We start from the raw sequence: 18,523 nt of genomic DNA, 5'->3' as shown, positions 1-18,523 counted from the left end.
ACTCCTCGCATGCAGTCGCGGCAAAGATACGGCCCTGCGGGCCTGAGGACGACGGCCTGCGGGCCGAAGAGCAAGGGGCGCAGCCCCTGCTTCTCAGGGGCGCGGGGAACTGCGCGACCAGCCCCCACCCACCCGCACCCGAAGACCACACCCGACCGTCGCCCGGCCGCCTCGTACCGCCGCCCCACGCTCGCCCCAGGAGCCCCGCATGACCACCACCAACCAGCTCACCACGCAGGGCCTCGACCTGCGCTACGGAGACCGGCTCGTGGTCGGCGGGCTCGACCTGACGCTGCCCGGCGGTGCCGTCACGGCGATCGTCGGCCCCAACGCCTGTGGCAAGTCGACCCTGTTGAGGGGACTGAGCCGACTGCTCGCGCCCGCCGCCGGCACGGTCACGCTCGACGGCGCCGACATCCACCGCATGACCGCCCGGGCGCTGGCCCTCCGTATGGGACTGCTGCCGCAGCAGCCGGTCACCCCGGAGGCCGTCACCGTCGAGGCGCTCGTACGACTGGGCCGGTACCCGCATCAGCGGCTGCTGAGCCCCTGGTCGGCCGCCGACCAGCGGGCCGTGGACGAGGCACTGGAGCGGACCGGCACGGCGGTGCTGCGGGACCAGCCCGTCGACCGGCTCTCCGGCGGACAGCGCCAACGCGCCTGGATAGCCCTGGCGTTGGCGCAGGACACCGAGCTGCTCCTGCTCGACGAACCGACCACCTTCCTCGACCTCCGGCACCAGCTCGACGTCCTCGACCTGGTCGCCGCCCTGCACGCCGAGGCGGGCCGCACCGTGGTGATGGTGCTGCACGACCTCGGACAGGCCGCCCGTTACGCCGACCACATGGTCGTGCTCAAGGACGGGCGCCTCGCCGCCGCCGGCCCACCGGCCGAGGTGCTCGACGCGGACCTGGTCAAATCCGTGTTCGACGTGGACTGCCGGGTCATCCCCGACCCGGAGACCGGCACACCACTGGTCGTCCCGAAAGGCGGCGCGGCACGGCACACCACCACGCCCGCGTCCGCCTGACCGCTCACCCACCCCATCCGGTACGTCCCTGGGATCCAGGTACAGCCGGTTCATCCCGTACACCCGTACGTCGACGAGAAAGACCACCCCCATGCTCAAGCGATCCCCCCTGCGCGGATTCGGCCGCCCCGGCACCGCGCTCCTCGCCGTCGTACTCGGTACGGGCCTCCTGGCCGCCTGCGGCGACGACGACTCCACCAAGACGACCGACACCACCCAGGCCGGCGCCGACACCGCCGCCTTCCCGCGCACCCTCAAGACCGTGATGGGCGACGTCAAGGTCCCGTCGCAGCCGAAGAAGGTCGTCGTCCTCGACACCGGTGAGCTGGACGACGTCACCCTGCTCGGCATCGACCCCGTCGGCGCCGTCGCCCCGCACTTCAAGACGGAGGGCGGCTTCCCGACGTACCTGGAGGGCGACCTCGAGAACACCATGGACGTCGGCCCGCTCCTGGAGCCGAACCTGGAGAAGATCGCCTCCCTCAAGCCCGATCTGATCCTGTCGTCCAAGGTCCGGCACGAGAAGGTCTACGACAAGCTCAGCGCCATCGCCCCGACCGTCTTCACCGAGACCACCGGCGGTGTGTGGAAGGAGAACCTCAAGGTCCACGCCGAGGCGCTGGGCCTGGAGGACGAGGCCGCGGCCAAGCTGAAGGAGTACGAGACGCAGGCCAAGGCGCTCGGCGCGGCCATCAAGGAGAAGGACGGCACCATGCCGACCGTCTCCGTCGTCCGCTTCGTCGCCGGCCCGACCCGCCTCTACGCCTCCAACTCCTACAGCGGCGTCGTCCTCGACGACATCGGCTTCCAGCGCCCGACGTCGCAGATCTCCGACGACCCGGCCGTGACCATGAAGGACGTCAGCCCGGAGGAGATCGACCAGGCCGACGCCGACCTGATCTTCGTCACCACCGCCGACACCCCGGACAAGACCCAGCAGAAGCAGGTCACCTCCAACCCGGTCTGGAAGGACCTGCCCGCCGTCAAGGGCGACAAGGTCTTCGAGGTCCCGGACGAGACCTGGATGTCCGGCATCGGCGTCCAGGCGGCCGAGGAGATGCTCACCGACGTGGCGAAGGCCACCGGCGTCGAGCTGCCCAAGCAGTAACTCCCGCTGTTCCAGACCCGGTAGGGGCGGGCCCCACCACGAGAAGGGCCCGCCCCACCGACCCCCCCACCAGCTAGCGGAAGTTGTGCACCCACCCCATGCGCCTGTACGTGCTCGCACTGAACCCCACCGACTCCGTCACCGAGGGCTTTCTGCCCGCCGCAGCCCGGATCGGTCTGGACGTCACCATCCTCACCGACCAGCCCGACGCCCACCGCACCGCGTACCCGGAGTATCCTGGGACCGAGATCCTGGAGTGCGACGTACGCGACTACCGCGCCGTCGTCACCCGGATCTCCACCCACCACCGGCCGGACGCGGTCTTCACCAACAGCGACCACCTCCAGACCCAGGCCGCCCTCGCCGCCCAGTACTTCGGCCTCCCCGGCAAGGACTGGCGGGCCACCCTGCGCAGCAAGGACAAGGGCGAGATGCGCCGCCATCTGGCCGCCGCCGGCGTGGACACCGTCTGGTCCGCCGAGATCACCGATCCGGCCGACCTCACCGGCCGCCTCGTCGTCGACGCCCCGTACCCCTGTGTCGTCAAGCCCCGCGAAGGCGTCGCCAGCGAGGACGTCGTGCTGGTCGACACCGCCGGGGACCTGGTGGCCCGCGGCAAGGAGATCCTGGCCCGCCGCCCGGGTGTCACCCTCGTCGTCGAGGAGTATCTGCCGGGTGAGCTGTACACCCTGGAGACCCTCGGCGACGGCCGCGTCCGGCACGTCCTCGGCGGCTTCCACACCGAGCTGTCCCCGCCGCCGTACTTCATCGAGGAACGGCTCAGCTTCGTCCCGGCCCACCCCGAGCCGGTCGTCGCCCAGATCCTCGCCCAACTCGACGCGCTGGGCGTCGGGTTCGGCGCCTGCCACACCGAGTTCGTCGTGCACGACGGCCGGGCCCGCATCATCGAGGTCAACTACCGTGCCATCGGCGACCAGTGCGACCTGCTGCTCGCCCAGCTCCTCGACCTCCCGCTCTTCGACCACATCCTCCGCACCCACCTCGGCGAGCCGCTGCCCACCGACCTGGACATCCGGCGCGACGGCGCGGCCCGCCTGGAGTACCCCTGCGCCGAACGGGCGGGCACGCTCGTCGACGCCCCCGCCGCCGCCCAACTCACCGTCGACGGCGTCCGTCTGACATACCGTCCGCTCCGCGAGATCGGCGAACGGCACGAGCTGTACTCGACCAACCGCGACTACCTCGGCGTCCTCCGCGCCACCGGCACCCGCCAGGAGACCGTCGACCGGGTGGTCGCGGAATTCCTCGCCGCACAGCGCTGGGAGATCCAGCCGTGACCGCCGTCGCCTCCGAGAGTGCCCCCATGACCCCCGTCGCCTCCGAAAACGCCGCCGTGACCGCTGTCGCCGGCGAGACCGAAGCCGTGACCGCTGTCGAGGCCGAAGCCGTCGCCGCTTCAGTGAACGCCCCCGCCGTCACCACCGCTCCGGTGGCCGGGCCCGCATCCCAGCTGCTCACACGCGTGCTCAGCGCCCTGCTCCGCGAGGATGTCGTCGGCCTGCGCACCCGCGGCACGCTCGTCCACCACCCGGACGGCCCCTGGCTCCGCCTGCCCGCCGTCGACGGCGACGACGCCCTGCTCCTGCCCGTCACCGAGGACGGCTTCCAGCACGCGTACGCCGCCCGACTGCCCCTCCTCGTAAGGGAGTCGGACGGCACACACCTCACCACCTCCGACACCGTCCTCGCCGCACTGCGCGCCCTCGCCGAGCCCGTCGACCGCGACGGCTTCGACGCCTTCGCCGAGGAGTGCGGTCAGACGCTCGCGACGATGCAGCTGCACGAGGCGACGGGGCAGGAAGTGGCCGACGGGCTCACCGAGCTCTACGGCCCCGACCTGGCCGACTGGACGGGCCTGCGCGGCGGTCTGGCGTACGAGACCCTGGCCGCGCGTCTCGACCACCCGGTCTACCCGACCGCGCGCGGCCGCTCGGGCCTGGACGAGAGCCAACTACGCGGCTACGCACCGGAGTTTCACCCGAACTTCGCGCTGCACTGGCTTGCACTGCCCCGGGAGTCGGTCACCGTCGCCGGGGAACTCCCGGACGGCTGGCCCACCCCCTCCGGGCTCGGTCTCGCGGACCTCGACCGCACCCATGTCGCCCTGCCCGTCCACCCGTTGACCGTGGGCGAGCCACTCGACGCGGCTCTGCGCGAGGCGGGACTCGCGGACCGGGCCGTGCTCGCCGACCGGGTGTACCTCGACGTCGTGCCCACGCTGTCCATGCGTACGGTCGCGCCTGCCGCCGCCCCCTCCCTGCACCTCAAACTGCCCCTGGCCACCGCCACATTGGGCCTGCGCAACAAGCGCTCCATCAAGCCCGGCACCCTCGTCGACGGCGCCGCCGGTCAGCGGCTGCTGGCGGCGGTGATCGAGCGCGAGCCCCGCTTCAAGGGCCGGGTGCTGCACGCCGACGAGACGGTGTACGCGCACGCCGGGCACGAGCTGCTCGCCGTGCTGTGCCGCCGCTACCCGGCAGACCTCGACGACTGCGTCGTCGTCCCCATGGCCGCCCTGCTCGCCGAGGCACCCGGCGGGGGACTGGTCGTCGACCACCTCGCCGACCGCTTCCACGGCGGTGATCCGATCGCCCTGCTGGACGCGGTGCTCACCCCGCTGTTCGACTGGCAGACCACGCTCTTCGGGTACGGCATCGCCCTGGAGTCGCACCAGCAGAACGTCTCCCTGGTCTTCGGCCCCGAGCCGGGCGACCTGCGGCTGCTGCTGAAGGACAACGACGGGCCGCGCATCAACCGCACCCGACTGGCCGCCACGCTCGGCGAAGGCGAAGGCGAAGGCGAAGGCGAAGGCGAAGGCGAAGGCGGTGGCACCTGGGGCTTCGACGACGCCCGGACCTTCGGCCCGGACGACCGGGCGGTGGCCGACGTCTTCACCACCATCACCCTCCATCTGTGCGCGGGCGCCTACGCTTTCGGCCTCGCCCGCCACGGCCGCGCTCCGCTGCCGGAGCTGCTGAGCCTGGTACGGGACAGGCTCGCCGAGGCCGTCGACCGGCTCGGCGGCGACGCGGCGGCCGTACTGCGCGAGCGGGTGCTGAACGCGCCCGAGCTGCCGGTGAAGGCGATGGTGACCGCCGGAACCCTGCTCAGCAAGGAGCGGTCGGGCGCCGCCGACATCAACAAGCACTACACCACCGGGCCCAACTACCTTCTCCTGGAAGGTGGTTCGGCATGACCGCAGAGGCGCTTGCGATGTCGCGCCCCGCGTTCGGCCGCCGGCAGGTGCACGCCGTGGCCGCCTGCTACTTCGTGGCGTCGTTCGCCGCGCTGGGGCTGCCGCCGTACTTCACCGAGATACTGCCGGAGCTCGGCGACCGAACCGCCCGCTGGGCGGGTGTGCTGTACGTGGTGCCCACCGTGTTCAGCGCGATCGCGGCCCCCGTGTGGGGGCGGCTCGCCGACCGCTTCGGACGAAAACGGCTGCTGCTGCGGGCGCAGTTGGGCCTCGCGGTCTCCTTCCTGCTGGCCGGCTGGGCCGACTCGCTCACCATGTTCACGGTGGCGCTGGTGCTCCAGGGCATCCTCGGCGGCACGTTCGCGGCCTCCAACGGCTATCTGGGCGCCGCACTGGAGGGACCGCGGCTGTCGAGGGCGCTGACCCTCATGCAGGGCAGCGCGCGGGCCGCCCTCGTCTTCGCGCCGATCGTCGTCGGCGCGCTGTCACCCTGGATGTCCCCGCACCGCCAGTACGCCCTCCTCGCACTGCTCCCGCTCGCCGCCGCCCTCCTCCTGGCCGCCCTGCCCGAACCGAGCGAGGTCACCGAGACGCGGCACGAGGAGACGGAGACCGTCGACATCGCCCCCGTGGCCGCGCTGCGCAGGCTCTACGCCCTGGAGTTCGCCTTCGTGTTCTCCACGGTCATCTCCTTCCCCTACCTGATATCCCTCGTCGAGGAACGCCTCCCGGGCGCCTCCGCCGCGCTCTCCGGCCTGCTCTTCGCCCTGCCGCACCTCTGTTATCTGGTGACGGCCATGGCCGTGCACCGTGCGACAGCGAACCGCCCCCGGCACGGCATGGCCCTCGGCTTCGCGCTGATAGCCCTCGGCCTGGCCGGCCACGGCGTCGCCGACACCCTTCCCACGCTCATCGCCGTGCGCCTGCTGCTCGGCGCGGGCCTCACCCTCGGCATGGTCGGCCTCTCGGTGCTGGCCGCCGACTGCGCCCGGGGCCGCGCCCCCGGTGGGATGTTCGGCTCGCTGGAGTTCTTCTCCAAGGCCGGCGCCGTCGCCGCCGGGGTGACCGCCGCCGTGGGCAGCGCCCGGTTCGGCCCCGCCGCGCCGGTGCTGATAGGCGGCGGCGTGGCCGCCCTCACCGTCTTCGCGACTCTTCTGCCCCCACATCCGCGTACCCGCTGGAGCCACTGAATGCCCCCGCTCACCGACTCGCTCGGTACCACCCACCTCCCCACCGCGGACGACGCGGTGGCCCACACCCTCCTCAACTGCCTGCTGCGCGAGGTGTCCGGCCCCGAACACCAGACCGCCGTCATCGACGGCCACCTGCTGCTGCGCCTGCCCCGCCGTGGCCTCCTGCTCCGCGTCGCCCTCCGCCGTACGTCCCTGCTGGGCGCCCACCGCTTCACCGGCCCCGTCCAGGAGCAGTCCGACACCGGCTGGACGGAGCTCGACTGGCGCCGCCTCGCCGAGTACACGCACGACGAGTTGGCCCTGCGCACCGGCGTCCGCAACGACGAGTTCCTGCACCAGATCGACTCCAGTCACCGCACCCTTGCCACCGCTCTCGCCACCCGCGAGACCACCGCGCTCGCCACTCACGACACGGCCCCGCACGGGCTCCCGGACTACCTCGCCTCCGAGCAGTCCCTGCTGTTCGGCCACCGCTTCCACCCCACTCCCAAGGCCCGCACGGGCGACGCGGACGCCTGGCAGTCGTACGCCCCCGAGGCCGGCGCCTCCTTCCCGCTGCGCCACCTCGCCGTCCGCGACCACCTGATCGCCGAGGAGAGCGCCGAAGCGGGCGCCACCGCCGTGCTCGACCGGGTACGCGGCGACGTCCCCGAGGGCTACCGGCTGCTGCCCGCCCACCCCTGGCAGTACGAGATGCTGCGCGAACACCGGCTGCTGCGCGAGGCCCTCGGCCGCGGCGACATCCTCGACCTCGGCCCCGGCGGACGGGAGTACGCGGCCACCGCCTCCGTCCGCACCCTCTTCGACGGCGACTCCTTCCTGAAGTTCAGCCTCAACGTCCGCATCACCAACTGCCTGCGCAAGAACGCCAGTTACGAACTCTCCGGTGCCGTCGCCCTCACCCGCGTCCTCGCCCCGGCCCTCACCGACCTGGAGACCCGCTTCCCCGGCAGCGCCATGCTCCGCGAACCCGCCTACCGGAGCCTCGCCGTCCCCGGCCCCGACGGCACCCCCGACCGCGCCCTCCTCGAAGGGTTCGGCGTGATCGTCCGCGAAGGCCTGTCCCGGCGACTGCTGCCCGGCACGACCCCGCTGCTCGCGGCCGCCGTCGCCGACGAGTACCCGACCAGCGCCGCCCACATCTCCCGCCTCCTCGACGGCGCGGGCCCCGAGGCCGCCCTGGACTGGTGGCGGGTCTACCTCCGCCTCCTCGTCCCGCCCGTGCTCTCCGCCTACTTCGACCACGGCCTCGTCCTGGAACCCCACCTCCAGAACGTCCTCATCTGCGTCGACAGCGACGGCATGCCCGCCCAGGTCCTCTTCCGCGACCTGGAGGGCACCAAGCTCGTCCCCGACCACCACGCCGACACCCTCGCCGCGCTCCCGCCCGAGGTCGCCGGCCCGATGTCGTACGACGCCCAGCGCGGCTGGGACCGCGTCGTGTACTGCCTGCTCGTCAACCATGTCGCCGAGCTGCTCGCCGCCCTCGCCGACCTGCATCCCGAGACCGAGGCAGACCTGTGGGCGGCGGTCCGCGCGACCATCCGGGCCTACGCGGACGAGGAAGGCTGCCCACCCCGCCTCTCCGCCCTGCTCGCCGGGGTCCCCCTGCCCGCCAAGACCAACCTGCTCACCCGCTGGGAACGCAAGGCCGACCGCGAGGCCGGCTACGTCCGCCTGCCCTCCCCCCTCGCCGAGGACGTCCTCCGCTGGGGCACCCGATGAGCCAGGAGCCCTCGATGACCCTCCCCACCCCCGCCGTACGCGACCGCCTCCTGTCCCTGGCGCCCACCGAACTCCCCGCGTACGTCTACGACTTGGCGGCGCTGCGTGAACACGCCGCACAGGTACGTGCCGCCCTCCCCGAACGCGTCGAGCTGTACTACGCCGCCAAGGCCAACCCCGAGCCGGAGATCCTCGCCGCGCTCGGCCCGTACGTCGATGGCTACGAGGTGTCCTCCGGCGGTGAACTCGCCCACGTCGCCAATGCCGTCCCGGGCCGCCCGCTGGCCTTCGGCGGCCCCGGCAAGACACCGGACGAGATCCGCGCCGCCCTGCACCAGGGTGTCGAACGCTTCCACGTGGAGAGCGAGCACGACCTGCGCATGCTGGCCGAACTGGCCCGCCAGGCGGCGCCGGACGCGCGGGTGGGGGTGCTCCTCCGCTTCAACCTCGCGGTGGCCGACGGCTCACTGGCCGGCAGCTCGCTCGCCATGGGCGGCCGCCCCACCCCCTTCGGCCTGGACCCCTCACAGGCACCCAACGTCCTCCGCCCCCTCACGGACGGCACCTACCCACACCTCGAACTGCGCGGCGTCCATGCCCACTTGGCGAGCGGCCTCGACGCCCCCGAGCAACTCTCCGTCGCCCGCTCGATCGTGGACTGGGCGACGGGGCTCGGCGTCACGCTCCGCGAGGTGAACGTCGGCGGCGGCATGGCCGTCGACTACACGGACCCAGGGATCCGCTTCGACTGGAAGACGTACGGCGAAGGCCTCGTCCAACTCGCCGACGACCACCCCCAACTGACGCTCCGTATCGAACCCGGCCGGGCGCTGACCGCGTACTGCGGCTGGTACGCCACCGAGGTGCTGGACGTGAAGCACAGCCACGGCGAGGAGTTCGCCGTGGTCCGCGGCGGCACCCACCACTTGCGCACCCCGGCGACCAAGGGGCACGACCAGCCGTGCTCGGTGCTGCCGGTCGAGGAGTGGCCGCACCCGTGGCCGCGCCCGGCGGCCGAGGGGGAGTACGTCAGCCTCACCGGTCAGCTGTGCACCCCGAAGGACCTCCTCGCCCGAAACGCCCACGCGCCCGGACTGCGGGCCGGGGACCGGGTGGCGTTCTCCCTCGCGGGCGCGTACGCGTGGAACATCTCGCACCACGACTTCCTGATGCATCCGCGCCCCGGCTTCCATTTCCTCGGCCGGCCATGTTGAGCGCTGCCTGATGGAACCCGACGGCCCGCCTGACACCTCTCGGGGAGTATGACCGTTGACAGGCGGGCGGACCCGGCGCAGACTCATACGCACAAGTAGTGAAGTGAATTTCACCTGGCGAACAAAGTCGGCGCCCGGGGTCGGGCCGCGGCTCGTCCTCACGACGAGGAGTACTCAATGCACACCACCGTCGGCATCATCGGCGGCGGCCCGGCGGGGCTGCTGCTGGCCCGTCTGCTGCACAACGCGGGAATCGACAGTGTGGTTCTGGAGCGCAAGGACCGCACATATGTCGAACAGCGCCAGCGCGCCGGGATCCTGGAGCAGGCCACCGTGGACGTGCTGCGCGCCGCCGGCGCGGGGGCGCGCCTGGATGCCGAGGGTATGCCCCACGACGGCATCGAGCTGCGCTTCGACGGCCGTGCCCACCGCGTCGACTTCCCCGAGCTGACCGGCGGGCGCCGGGTGTGGGTCTATGCCCAGACCGAGGTCGTCAAGGACCTCATCGCCCTCCAGCTCGCCGAGGGCGGGCCCCTGCTGTTCGAGGCCGAGGTGCACGGGGTGGAGGGCGCCGACACCGACCGCCCGCGGATCCACTACACCCATGAGGGTCGCGAGCAGACCCTGACCTGCGACTACGTGGTCGGCTGTGACGGCTTCCACGGGGTGGCGCGCAACGCTGTTCCGGACGGCGTGCGGACGACGTACGAGCGGACGTACCCCTACTCCTGGCTGGGCATCCTCGCCGACGCCCCGCCCGTCTACGACGAGTTGATCTACGCCCACTCCGAGCGCGGTTTCGCGCTGGCGAGCATGCGGTCGGCGTCCGTGAGCCGTCTCTACCTCCAGGTCCCGAACGGCACCGACCCCGCCGACTGGTCGGACGAGCGGATCTGGGACGAGCTGGACGCCCGTTTCGCCCTCACCGCGAACCCGGGCTGGCGGCTCAAGCGCGGGCCCGTCACCTCCAAGGCCGTCCTGCCCATGCGCAGCCATGTCACCGAGCCGATGCGTTACGGCCGGGTCTTCCTGGCCGGCGACGCCGCCCACATCGTGCCGCCCACCGGCGCCAAGGGTCTCAACCTGGCCGCCACCGACGTCATCGTGCTGGCGCGCGCCTTCGCCCAGCTCCAGGAGAGCGGCTCGACCGAACTGCTCGACGCGTACTCCGACACCTGTCTGCGCCGGGTGTGGCGGGCCGAGCACTTCTCCTACTTCATGACCACGACCCTCCACGCCGACCCGGCCCAGTCCCCGTTCGAGACCAAGCTCCAGCTCTCGCAGCTCGACCGCGTCGCCACCTCACGGCACGCGGCCGCCGAGCTGGCGGAGAACTACACGGGGCTGCCGCTGGACGCCACGTCCTAGCCGGTCGCGCCGCGTGACCGCACTGGCGCGCAACGGACACGGCTGCGGGCCCACCCCGAAAAAAAGGGGGTGGGCCCGCAGCCGTGTGGGCCGATGTCAGTGGGCGCCGAGGCCGCCACTCCCGAAGGAGCCGCTGCCGCCCTTGCTCCAGCGCGGCCGCTTCTTCTCCTCGCTCGGGCGGGAGCCCATGTTTCCGTGCACCTCGTACGGTGTCAGCCGGTAGTCGCTCTTCGGGATCTCGTCCGGCTCGCGGTTCACCCGCTCCTCACGGACAGGGCCGCCTTCCGGCATCCGGGGCTGCTCCTCGGGGCGCGGTCGGTGCGGCTCCCGGGCGCGTACGCGGGCGCCCAGCCAGAGGGCGCCGATCAGCATGGACACCACGGCGACGCCTGCCAGGAACGGTGCGATACCGCCCAGTACGCTTCGTTCTGCGGCTATATCAGTCCATTCCATGTTCATAAGGGATGAATACCCCCCAATATGTCGAGTGAACCGGCCCGCTTCGAACGGCTTGTGCCCGGGTGTCCTGTCCCGCACCCTCGGAAACGGAGCCCGGTGCACCGTGTGCTGCACGGATGCCGTCCGGCGTGTTTGGCCGCCTGGCCTCCGGCTACCCGCCCGTTGTGACCTCGACGACGACATCCCACCAGGAACTCGTCCGGTTCCTCGAGGACCGCTTCGCCTGTGCGCAGGCGTGCACCGAATGTGCGCGTGCCTGTGCGCTGCGGGCGAGCCTCGCCGATCCGGACGGCCCCGAAGACCAGGAACAGATGCGACGCAAGGGCATCATGTGCGCGGAGGTGTGCGACGCCACCTGCAGGGTGCTCTCCGAGCAGCCCGGCCTCGACGAGACCGGTATCCGCGTACAGGTGGAGTGGTGCCGAACCGTCTGCCTGGAGTGCGCGCGCGTCTTCGACGGGCACCCCGGCGCCGAGGATGGCGCCAAGGCCTGCCGCGAGTGCGCCCAGGCCTGCACGGACTTCCTCGCCACCCTCGGCTGAGCCCCCGGTTCGGGGGAGGAGGGGCGGGATCCTCGGCGAGATCCTCAGGGGAATCGGCCGGACCGCACCGCTCCCACGTGTTCCCAATTACTGGAACACGTTCTAGCGTGTGCGCCGTCAGGTCGGCCTTGGGGAGCCTGGAGGCGCCGTGCACCTCGAATACACGCCCGAGCAGCACCGGTTGCGCACCGAACTGCGCGCCTACTTCGCCGAGTTGGTCCCGGAGGGCGCCTACACCCGCCACGCCGATCCGGCGGCGCAGAAGCGCTTCTACCGCGAGACCATCCGCCGCCTCGGCACGGACGGCTGGCTCGGCGTGGGCTGGCCGAAGGAGTACGGCGGACGCGGCCTGACCGCCATCGAACAGTTCATCTTCTTCGACGAGGCCGCACAGGCCGGCGTCCCGCTGCCGCTGATGGCGCTCAACACCGTCGGCCCGACGATCATGCGGTACGGCACCGAGGAGCAGAAGTCGTACTTCCTGCCGCGCATCCTCTCCGGCGAGATCGACTTCGCCATCGGCTACAGCGAGCCCGACGCCGGTACGGACCTCGCCTCGCTGAAGACCCGCGCGGTGAGGGACGGCGACGAGGCCACCGGCCACTACACGGTCAACGGCCAGAAGATCTGGACGACCAACGGCGACACGGCGGACTGGGTGTGGCTCGCGGTCCGCACCGACCCTGACGCCCCGCCCCACAAGGGCATCACCATGCTCCTCGTCCCGACCACGGAACCCGGCTACTCCTGCACCCTCATCAACACCCTCGCCTCACACGACACCACCGCCAGCTACTACGAGAACATCCGCGTCCCCGTCTCCCGCCGGGTCGGCGAGGAGAACAAGGGCTGGCGCCTGATCACCAACCAGCTCAACCACGAGCGCGTCACCCTCGCCGCCCACGGCACCATGGCCATCCGGTCCCTGCACAACGTCCAGCGCTGGGCCATGGAGACCAAACTCGCCGACGGCCGCCGCGTCATCGACCTGCCCTGGGTGCGCCGCCGCCTCGCCCAGACCCACACCAAACTCGACGCCCTCAAGCTCCTCAACTGGCGCATGGTCAGCGCCGTCCAGGAAGGCACCCTCACCCCGCAGGACGCCTCCGCCGTCAAGGTCTACGGCTCCGAGGCCCGCCGCGACGCCTACGCCTGGCTCATGGAGATCGTCGCCACCGCCGGCGCCCTCAAGGAGGGCTCCGCGGGCACGGTCCTGCACGGCGAACTCGAACGCGGCTACCGCTCGGCCGTCATCTTCACCTTCGGCGGCGGAAACAACGAGATCCAGCGCGAGATCATCTCCTGGATCGGACTGGGGATGCCCCGGGTACGGCGTTAGTACTGCAACGGTGCTTGTTCTGAGTGCTGGGCAGTTTTCAAGGGCTGTGTCCACGGCGCTTGTAGTGACTGAGCCGTGCTTGATATTGCCGTCTCCGGCGCCATGTCGACCAGTGGAGGATGTGGTCGACCGGGGTGGGACGGCGGTCGGTGAGCCGGGTGATCAGGCGTCTGATTTCGGCGAGGCTGAGGTGGATGAGCTGGGAGGATCCGTTTCTGCTTTGTCCGCGTTCAGTTCTCGGGCTCGCAGGACGGTCAGGCAGGCATGGGCGGCCATGGCCAGGGTCATGTGGCGGTGCCAGCCGGGGTAGCGGCGGACCTGGTAGTCGTCCAGGCCGCACTCCTGCTTCGCACTTTGGAAGCACTCCTCAACAGCCCAGCGGCTGCCTGCGATGCGGATCAGCTCGTCCAGTGTGGTGTCGGCCGGGCAGTAGGCGATGTAGTAGGAGATTTCGTCGGGTCTGCTGACGCTGCGGCGGGCGAGAACCCAGTGCCGGCGGTCCTCGCGGTGCCAGGGCCTGACCTCGACGCGGGCCCAGTCGTAGATGCGCCGGCCGTGGGCTCCTTCACCGCAGGAGCGGCGTTTCCATTTCTGCCGTGGCAGTCCGGGAAACAGGTCGTGGACGGGGTGGTCGATGGACCAGCGGGTGACGACGGTGTCGTGGCGGGTGGTGGCCATGACGTGGAAGACATCAGCCTGCTCCAGCTCGAACCGCCAGCCCTTGCTGAAGCCATAGGCGGCGTCCGCGGTCACCCACCGGAACGGGATCCGGTCCGCAATGGCCTTGCGGACCATGGCCTTGGCCATGGCCACCTTCGTCTCGAAGGCGATCTCGTCGCCGATGCCGGCCCGGCGGCAGCGTTCCCGGTCGTCCGTCCAGGAGGTGGGCAGGTAGAGCCGCCGGTCGATCAGAGTACGTCCGTGGCTCGTGGCGTAGGCGAGGAAGACGCCGATCTGGCTGTTCTCGGTGCGGCCGGCGGTTCCGGAGTACTGACGTTGCACGCCGGCCGAGCGGATGCCCTTCTTCAGGAACCCGGTGTCGTCGACGATCAGGACGGCATCTGGGTCTCCGAGGTGTTCGACGACGTAGTTGCGTACGTCGTCCAGGACCTCGTCGGCGTCCCACTCGATGCGGTTCAGCAGCCGGTGGATGCGATCGGGGCCCGCGTGCCCGGCCTCCTCCGCCAGTGTCCAGCCGTTCTTCCGTTCCAGCGGAGCGATCAGTCCGCGCATGTACGCCAGTGCCGACTCGCGCGGCTCCTCCCGGTTGAACCGGTGCACGAACCGCTCATGCACCGCCTCGAGTTCACCCGCCCACAACCTGACATCAGCAAGGTCCCCACCCATGACCACACCAACGACCGAGCTGGCCAGCAGTCACAGCAAGCACCGTTGCAGTATTAGAGGTTGTCTCATTTGGGCTGTTCGATAGTCTGCCGTCGTGGGGATCGTTGAGCGTCTGGTGCCGGATGAGTTGTGGGAGCTGTTCGAGCGGGTCGTGCCGCCTGCTCCGTCGCGGCCGCAGGGCGGTGGCCGACGACGGTACGGGGACCGCGAGGTGCTGGCGGCGATCGTCTTTGTGGCCACGTCAGGCTGCACGTGGCGGCAACTGCCCCCGTCGTTCGGGCCATCGGGTCCGACGGCCCACCGGCGGTTCACCGAATGGAGCAAGGCCCGGGTGTGGGCCAAGCTCCACCGCCTGGTCCTGGACGAACTCGGTTCCCGCGGCGAGCTGGACTGGTCCCGGTGCGCGATCGACTCGGTGAACATGCGAGCCCTGAAAGGGGTGACCTGACAGGTCCGAATCCTGTCGACAGGGGCAAGAAGGGCTCGAAGATCCACTTGATCACCGAGCGAACCGGTCTGCCCCTCTCGGTCGGTATCTCCGGTGCGACCTCCACGACAGCCAGGCACTCGAACCACTCGTCCGCGGTATCCCGCCGATCCGCTCCCGCCGCGGACCCCGCCGACGCCGCCCCGCCAAGCTGTACGCGGACAAGGGCTACGACTACGACCACCTGCGGCGATGGCTCCGGCAAGCGAGGCATCCGCCACCGCATCGCCCGCAAGGGCATCGAGTCGTCCACACGCCTGGGCCGACACCGCTGGACCATCGAACGCACGATGGCCTGGCTCGCCGGCTGCCGCCGACTTCACCGCCGCTACGAGCGCAAAGCCGAACACTTCCTGGCCTTCACCAGCATCGCTTGCACCCTCATCTGCTACCGCAGGCTCACCAAATGAGACAACTTCTAAATCCGGCGGTGGCGCGGGTTGATGGCAGGTCAGGTTGGTCCTAGTACTCCAGCACACTCGTCGAGTGCGGCCAGGCCCTTGCCCGACTGGAAGAACTCCTCCACCCGCCATCTTGATCCGGCCACTCTGACCAGCACGGTCAGCGGCACGGACGCGGGCGAGTAGCAGCGGTAGGTGTGCGTTGAGCGAGCGTTGCTCTCATCCCAACCTTGCCGAGCCGCCGACCCGAACCGGACGTGCGTGTCTCCACGCATCGGGGGGCCTTCCCCGTGATCGCGGACACGCGCCCCGGACGTCGGGCCGGCCTTCGGCCGACCGGCGTACAGCCGCGTGGTCGGGACGGACGAAGAGGGAAGTCGGCCACGCGCCGCATACACGGTGCCGTGGGAACGGTCCCGGCCGCCCAGCGGTCGGGACCTTCAGTTTTACCCGACTTCGAGTCAAGTGGCGGAAGGCTCAGCCACTCGTGAGGTGGAGCAGGATGAGCTGTTCGGGGTGGAGGGTGGGGAGCTGGATGCCGACGCGTTCCAGGACGCTGCCGGGCAGGGTGATGCCGTCCTTGGTGCACCAGGTGGGGGTTCCGCGTTCCATGCCGGGGGCCTGGTCGGTCGGGGGCAGCGGACGCAGGCGATAGGTGGCGTCGGGGTCGAGGCCAGGCAGCCGTAGCGTGCCGGGGTGAGCGGCGACCGGGGTAGCCATGGAGGTGAGGGCGAAGACGGCTTCAGTCCGGTCGTGGGAGACGACGCCGTGGGCCCACAGGGCCGGGTCGGCGTGGTCGACGCGGACGACGCGCCCGGTGTGCAGCAGGCTGCGGAGCTGCTTGTGGAGGGAGACCCAGTGGGCGAGTTCGGCGCGTTCGCTCTCGCTCGCGCGGGTCAGGTCCCATTCGATGCCGAGGTGCCCGAAGAGCGCGGTACCGGCTCGGAAGGCGAGGTCGTGGGTGCGGCCGGTGGTGTGGGAGCGGGCGGCGCCGATGTGGGAGCCGACGAGTTCGGGCGGCAGGAGCAGACCGGTCCAGCGGTTGATCGACTGGCGTTCCAGGGCGTCGTTGCAGTCGCTGGCCCAGACGCGGTCGGTGCGCTCGAGGATGGCGAGGTCGACCCGGCCGCCGCCGCTGGAGCAGGATTCGATCTCCAGGCCGGGGTGGCGGGCGCGCAGTTCATCGAGCAGGGCGTAGACGGCGAGGGTCTGGCGGTGGACGGCGGGTTCGCCGCTCGGTGAGTGGCCGGCGTCGACCAATTCGCGGTTGTGGTCCCACTTGAGGTAGGCGATGTCGTACTCGGTGAGCAGGTCGTCGAGCCGCTCCAGGATGTACGCGTATGCCTCGGGGTGGGTGAGGTCCAGGACCTGCTGGGAGCGGCGGTCGGCGGGGGTGCGGCCGCCGGTTGCCAGGATCCATTCGGGGTGGGCGCGGGCCAGGTCGGAGTCGGGGTTGACCATTTCCGGTTCGACCCACAGGCCGAACTCCATCCCGAGCGCGCGGACATGGTCGATCAGCGGGCGCAGGCCGCTGGGCCAGACGGTCTCGTCGACGTACCAGTCGCCGAGCCCCGACCGGTCGTCGCGGCGGTGGCGGAACCAGCCGTCATCCAGGACAAAGCGTTCCACGCCGACCTCCGCGCCGAGGTCGGCGAGGTGGGTGAGCCTGTCGAGGTCGTGGTCGAAGTAGACGGCTTCCCATGTGTTGAGCACCACCGGGCGGGAGCGGTGCGGGTGGTCGGGGCGGGCGCGGAGGTGGTCGTGGAAGCGGGCGGACAGACCGTCCAGGCCCTGGTCGCTGTGGGATGCGTACAGCCACGGGCCGGTGTACTCCTCGCCTGGGCCGAGGACCGCCTCGCCCGGAAGTAGCAGTTCACCGGCCGCGACGACCGGGCGACCGGTGGGCAGCCGCTCGGCCAGGACGCGGTGGTTGCCACTCCAGGCGATGTGCAGGCCCCACACCTCTCCGTGGCCGAAGCCGAAGCCCGGGGTGCCGGCCGCCAGGACCAGGGCGGCGTCGTGGCCGGTCCGCCCGGCGCGGGTCTCGCGCAGCCAGGTGCCGTGGGTGAACGGGCGGCGTTGCGGGGAGCGTTCGCGGCACCAGCGGCCGGTGAGGTCGAGCAGTTCGGTGGCGGCGTCGGGGACCGGTAGCGCGAGCGTCAACCCGTCGAGAGTGTACGGCCGTACGGAGTCGTCGTTGCGCACGGCGGCCCGCATCCGCACCAGCCCGGAGGGGGTGAGCCCGGCTTCCAGGACGAGACCCAGGCGGGCGGTCCGGTCGGTGGCCCGCATCCGTAGCGAGGAGCCCTCGGCGTCCACTGAGTCGAGGGTGAACAAGGGTGACCAGTCGGCGCCCTGGCGGTGTCCGGTCAGTCCCGGCTGGCCGGGCCATCCGCTGCCGTGCTCGGGCAGCAACGCGACCCGGGGTACGACGTCGTCGAACCCCGGCATGTTCGGCATGGTGACGGCGTCCGCCAGTTGCGAGAGCTCCTCCTGGGTGAGGTCGCCTAGATCGGCGCCCCAGTGGAGCACGGTGGGCAGGCCTCTGCCTCTCAGGTCGAGCACCAGGCTCACGCCTGCTGCCCGCATGTGGACCAGGCCCTCGGCTGCGGCATTGATCGGGGTCTTCATGGAACGGGCCGTCCTTAGCGTGTCAGGGTCGGGATCAGGAGGTTGCGCGCGGCAGTTCGCGGGTGTGCGGGCCGTTCTATTGCTCGTCGGTGACCGGCTCGGCCCACGTGGTTTCCGTGGTGCCGTCGCCCTTGCTCCTCGCCGGGCGGGCAGGTGACCGTTTCGCCCGGGTGGGTCTCGAGGATCGTGCCGTCCCGGGTGCCGATCAGGGCCGTACCGGAGACGACGTGTGGGTCTGGCCCAGAACATGGGAGTGCCAGTTGGTGCGCGCGCCCGGTGAGAAGCGGACCATGTCGACGCCAACCAGGGTCGGCTCTTGGCCGTCGTGGATGGCGTCCCACCAGACGTCTCCGGTGAACCAGTCCGACGGGGCCTCGTTGCTGGGCTGCTGCTTGACGAGCTGCATGGCGCCTCACACATCGTTGCCTACGAGCGGGGTTTGGGATGACTCCCCGACGACGC

The 18,523-nt window shown here is 70.9% G+C and carries 14 protein-coding genes and 2 pseudogenes; 11 read left to right on the top strand and 5 right to left on the bottom strand.

Going from position 1 to position 18,523, the window contains the following annotated elements; genetic code table 11:
• Positions 1 to 208: 208 nt before the first annotated feature.
• The 8 genes from JIX55_RS05480 (at position 209) to JIX55_RS05445 (ending at position 10,855) form a co-directional block, all read left to right on the top strand.
• Positions 209 to 1,030 (top strand): ABC transporter ATP-binding protein, encoded by an 822-nt coding sequence (locus JIX55_RS05480; protein ID WP_257562086.1) that lies wholly within the window; start codon positions 209 to 211, stop codon positions 1,028 to 1,030.
• A gap of 91 nt (positions 1,031 to 1,121) precedes the next feature.
• Positions 1,122 to 2,138, top strand: a complete 1,017-nt coding sequence (locus tag JIX55_RS05475) for an ABC transporter substrate-binding protein (RefSeq protein ID WP_257562085.1) — start codon at positions 1,122 to 1,124, stop codon at positions 2,136 to 2,138.
• 98 nt (positions 2,139 to 2,236) lie between these two features.
• Positions 2,237 to 3,436 (top strand): ATP-grasp domain-containing protein, encoded by a 1,200-nt coding sequence (locus JIX55_RS05470; RefSeq protein WP_257562084.1) that lies wholly within the window; start codon positions 2,237 to 2,239, stop codon positions 3,434 to 3,436.
• Positions 3,437 to 3,462: 26 nt separating this feature from the next.
• On the top strand, positions 3,463 to 5,355 hold the full coding sequence (locus tag JIX55_RS05465; protein ID WP_257562083.1) for an IucA/IucC family protein: 1,893 nt from the start codon (positions 3,463 to 3,465) through the stop codon (positions 5,353 to 5,355).
• Entirely contained in the window at positions 5,352 to 6,545 is a 1,194-nt protein-coding gene (locus tag JIX55_RS05460) for an MFS transporter (RefSeq protein WP_257562082.1), read from the top strand. Before JIX55_RS05465 ends, JIX55_RS05460 begins: the two co-directional genes overlap by 4 nt.
• The gene (locus tag JIX55_RS05455) at positions 6,546 to 8,273 is read left to right on the top strand and encodes an IucA/IucC family protein (protein ID WP_257562081.1); all 1,728 of its coding nucleotides are present in this window, start codon (positions 6,546 to 6,548) and stop codon (positions 8,271 to 8,273) included. It abuts the gene before it with no gap.
• Between the two features lie 14 nt (positions 8,274 to 8,287).
• Entirely contained in the window at positions 8,288 to 9,487 is a 1,200-nt protein-coding gene (locus JIX55_RS05450) for a type III PLP-dependent enzyme (RefSeq protein ID WP_257562080.1), read from the top strand.
• Positions 9,488 to 9,664: 177 nt separating this feature from the next.
• Positions 9,665 to 10,855: a 4-hydroxybenzoate 3-monooxygenase gene (locus tag JIX55_RS05445; protein WP_257562079.1), complete on the top strand. Its 1,191-nt coding sequence runs from the start codon at positions 9,665 to 9,667 to the stop codon at positions 10,853 to 10,855.
• Positions 10,856 to 10,951: 96 nt separating this feature from the next.
• Here the strand turns inward: JIX55_RS05445 and JIX55_RS05440 are convergent, their stop codons facing one another.
• Entirely contained in the window at positions 10,952 to 11,314 is a 363-nt protein-coding gene (locus JIX55_RS05440) for a DUF6479 family protein (protein ID WP_257562078.1), read from the bottom strand.
• Between the two features lie 116 nt (positions 11,315 to 11,430).
• On the opposite strand from JIX55_RS05440, the gene JIX55_RS05435 reads away from it, so the two are divergent.
• Both JIX55_RS05435 and JIX55_RS05430 read left to right on the top strand, forming a co-directional pair.
• Complete coding sequence (locus JIX55_RS05435) at positions 11,431 to 11,856, top strand: ferredoxin (RefSeq protein ID WP_257562077.1); 426 nt, start codon at positions 11,431 to 11,433, stop codon at positions 11,854 to 11,856.
• Positions 11,857 to 12,004: 148 nt separating this feature from the next.
• Positions 12,005 to 13,195: an acyl-CoA dehydrogenase family protein gene (locus tag JIX55_RS05430; protein WP_257562076.1), complete on the top strand. Its 1,191-nt coding sequence runs from the start codon at positions 12,005 to 12,007 to the stop codon at positions 13,193 to 13,195.
• A 162-nt stretch (positions 13,196 to 13,357) separates the two neighbouring features.
• On the opposite strand, the gene JIX55_RS05425 is transcribed toward JIX55_RS05430, so the two are convergent.
• Entirely contained in the window at positions 13,358 to 14,542 is a 1,185-nt protein-coding gene (locus tag JIX55_RS05425; RefSeq protein WP_257562075.1) for an IS701 family transposase, read from the bottom strand.
• 100 nt (positions 14,543 to 14,642) lie between these two features.
• Between JIX55_RS05425 and JIX55_RS05420 the strand changes: the two are divergent.
• A pseudogene (locus JIX55_RS05420) lies at positions 14,643 to 15,439 on the top strand (IS5 family transposase).
• A 68-nt stretch (positions 15,440 to 15,507) separates the two neighbouring features.
• Here the strand turns inward: JIX55_RS05420 and JIX55_RS51375 are convergent.
• The 3 genes and pseudogenes from JIX55_RS51375 to JIX55_RS50830 form a co-directional block, all read right to left on the bottom strand.
• Positions 15,508 to 15,624, bottom strand: a pseudogene (locus tag JIX55_RS51375) (IS701 family transposase); the annotation flags it as partial.
• A 283-nt stretch (positions 15,625 to 15,907) separates the two neighbouring features.
• Positions 15,908 to 18,061 carry an alpha-galactosidase gene (locus JIX55_RS05415; protein ID WP_257562074.1) on the bottom strand — a complete coding sequence of 718 codons (2,154 nt, stop codon included), beginning with the start codon at positions 18,059 to 18,061 and terminating at the stop codon, positions 15,908 to 15,910.
• A 205-nt stretch (positions 18,062 to 18,266) separates the two neighbouring features.
• Positions 18,267 to 18,467 (bottom strand): hypothetical protein, encoded by a 201-nt coding sequence (locus JIX55_RS50830; protein ID WP_306819985.1) that lies wholly within the window; start codon positions 18,465 to 18,467, stop codon positions 18,267 to 18,269.
• Positions 18,468 to 18,523 lie beyond the last annotated feature (56 nt).

The sequence above is a fragment of the Streptomyces sp. DSM 40750 genome (assembly GCF_024612035.1).
Lineage (GTDB): Bacteria > Actinomycetota > Actinomycetes > Streptomycetales > Streptomycetaceae > Streptomyces.
Note: the sequence above shows the minus strand (reverse complement) of the source record. Positions and strands in the feature narration are given on the sequence as shown.

Bases quoted from the DNA above. Each gene is read 5' to 3' on its own strand.
- JIX55_RS05480 (WP_257562086.1), top strand. From the start codon at position 209: ATGACCACCACCAACCAGCTCACCACGCAGGGCCTCGACCTGCGCTAC.
- JIX55_RS05475 (WP_257562085.1), top strand. From the start codon at position 1,122: ATGCTCAAGCGATCCCCCCTGCGCGGATTCGGCCGCCCCGGCACCGCG.
- JIX55_RS05470 (WP_257562084.1), top strand. From the start codon at position 2,237: ATGCGCCTGTACGTGCTCGCACTGAACCCCACCGACTCCGTCACCGAG.
- JIX55_RS05465 (WP_257562083.1), top strand. From the start codon at position 3,463: ATGACCCCCGTCGCCTCCGAAAACGCCGCCGTGACCGCTGTCGCCGGC.
- JIX55_RS05460 (WP_257562082.1), top strand. From the start codon at position 5,352: ATGACCGCAGAGGCGCTTGCGATGTCGCGCCCCGCGTTCGGCCGCCGG.
- JIX55_RS05455 (WP_257562081.1), top strand. From the start codon at position 6,546: ATGCCCCCGCTCACCGACTCGCTCGGTACCACCCACCTCCCCACCGCG.
- JIX55_RS05450 (WP_257562080.1), top strand. From the start codon at position 8,288: ATGACCCTCCCCACCCCCGCCGTACGCGACCGCCTCCTGTCCCTGGCG.
- JIX55_RS05445 (WP_257562079.1), top strand. From the start codon at position 9,665: ATGCACACCACCGTCGGCATCATCGGCGGCGGCCCGGCGGGGCTGCTG.
- JIX55_RS05440 (WP_257562078.1), bottom strand. From the start codon at position 11,314: ATGAACATGGAATGGACTGATATAGCCGCAGAACGAAGCGTACTGGGC.
- JIX55_RS05435 (WP_257562077.1), top strand. From the start codon at position 11,431: ATGCCGTCCGGCGTGTTTGGCCGCCTGGCCTCCGGCTACCCGCCCGTT.
- JIX55_RS05425 (WP_257562075.1), bottom strand. From the start codon at position 14,542: ATGGGTGGGGACCTTGCTGATGTCAGGTTGTGGGCGGGTGAACTCGAG.
- JIX55_RS05415 (WP_257562074.1), bottom strand. From the start codon at position 18,061: ATGAAGACCCCGATCAATGCCGCAGCCGAGGGCCTGGTCCACATGCGG.
- JIX55_RS50830 (WP_306819985.1), bottom strand. From the start codon at position 18,467: ATGCAGCTCGTCAAGCAGCAGCCCAGCAACGAGGCCCCGTCGGACTGG.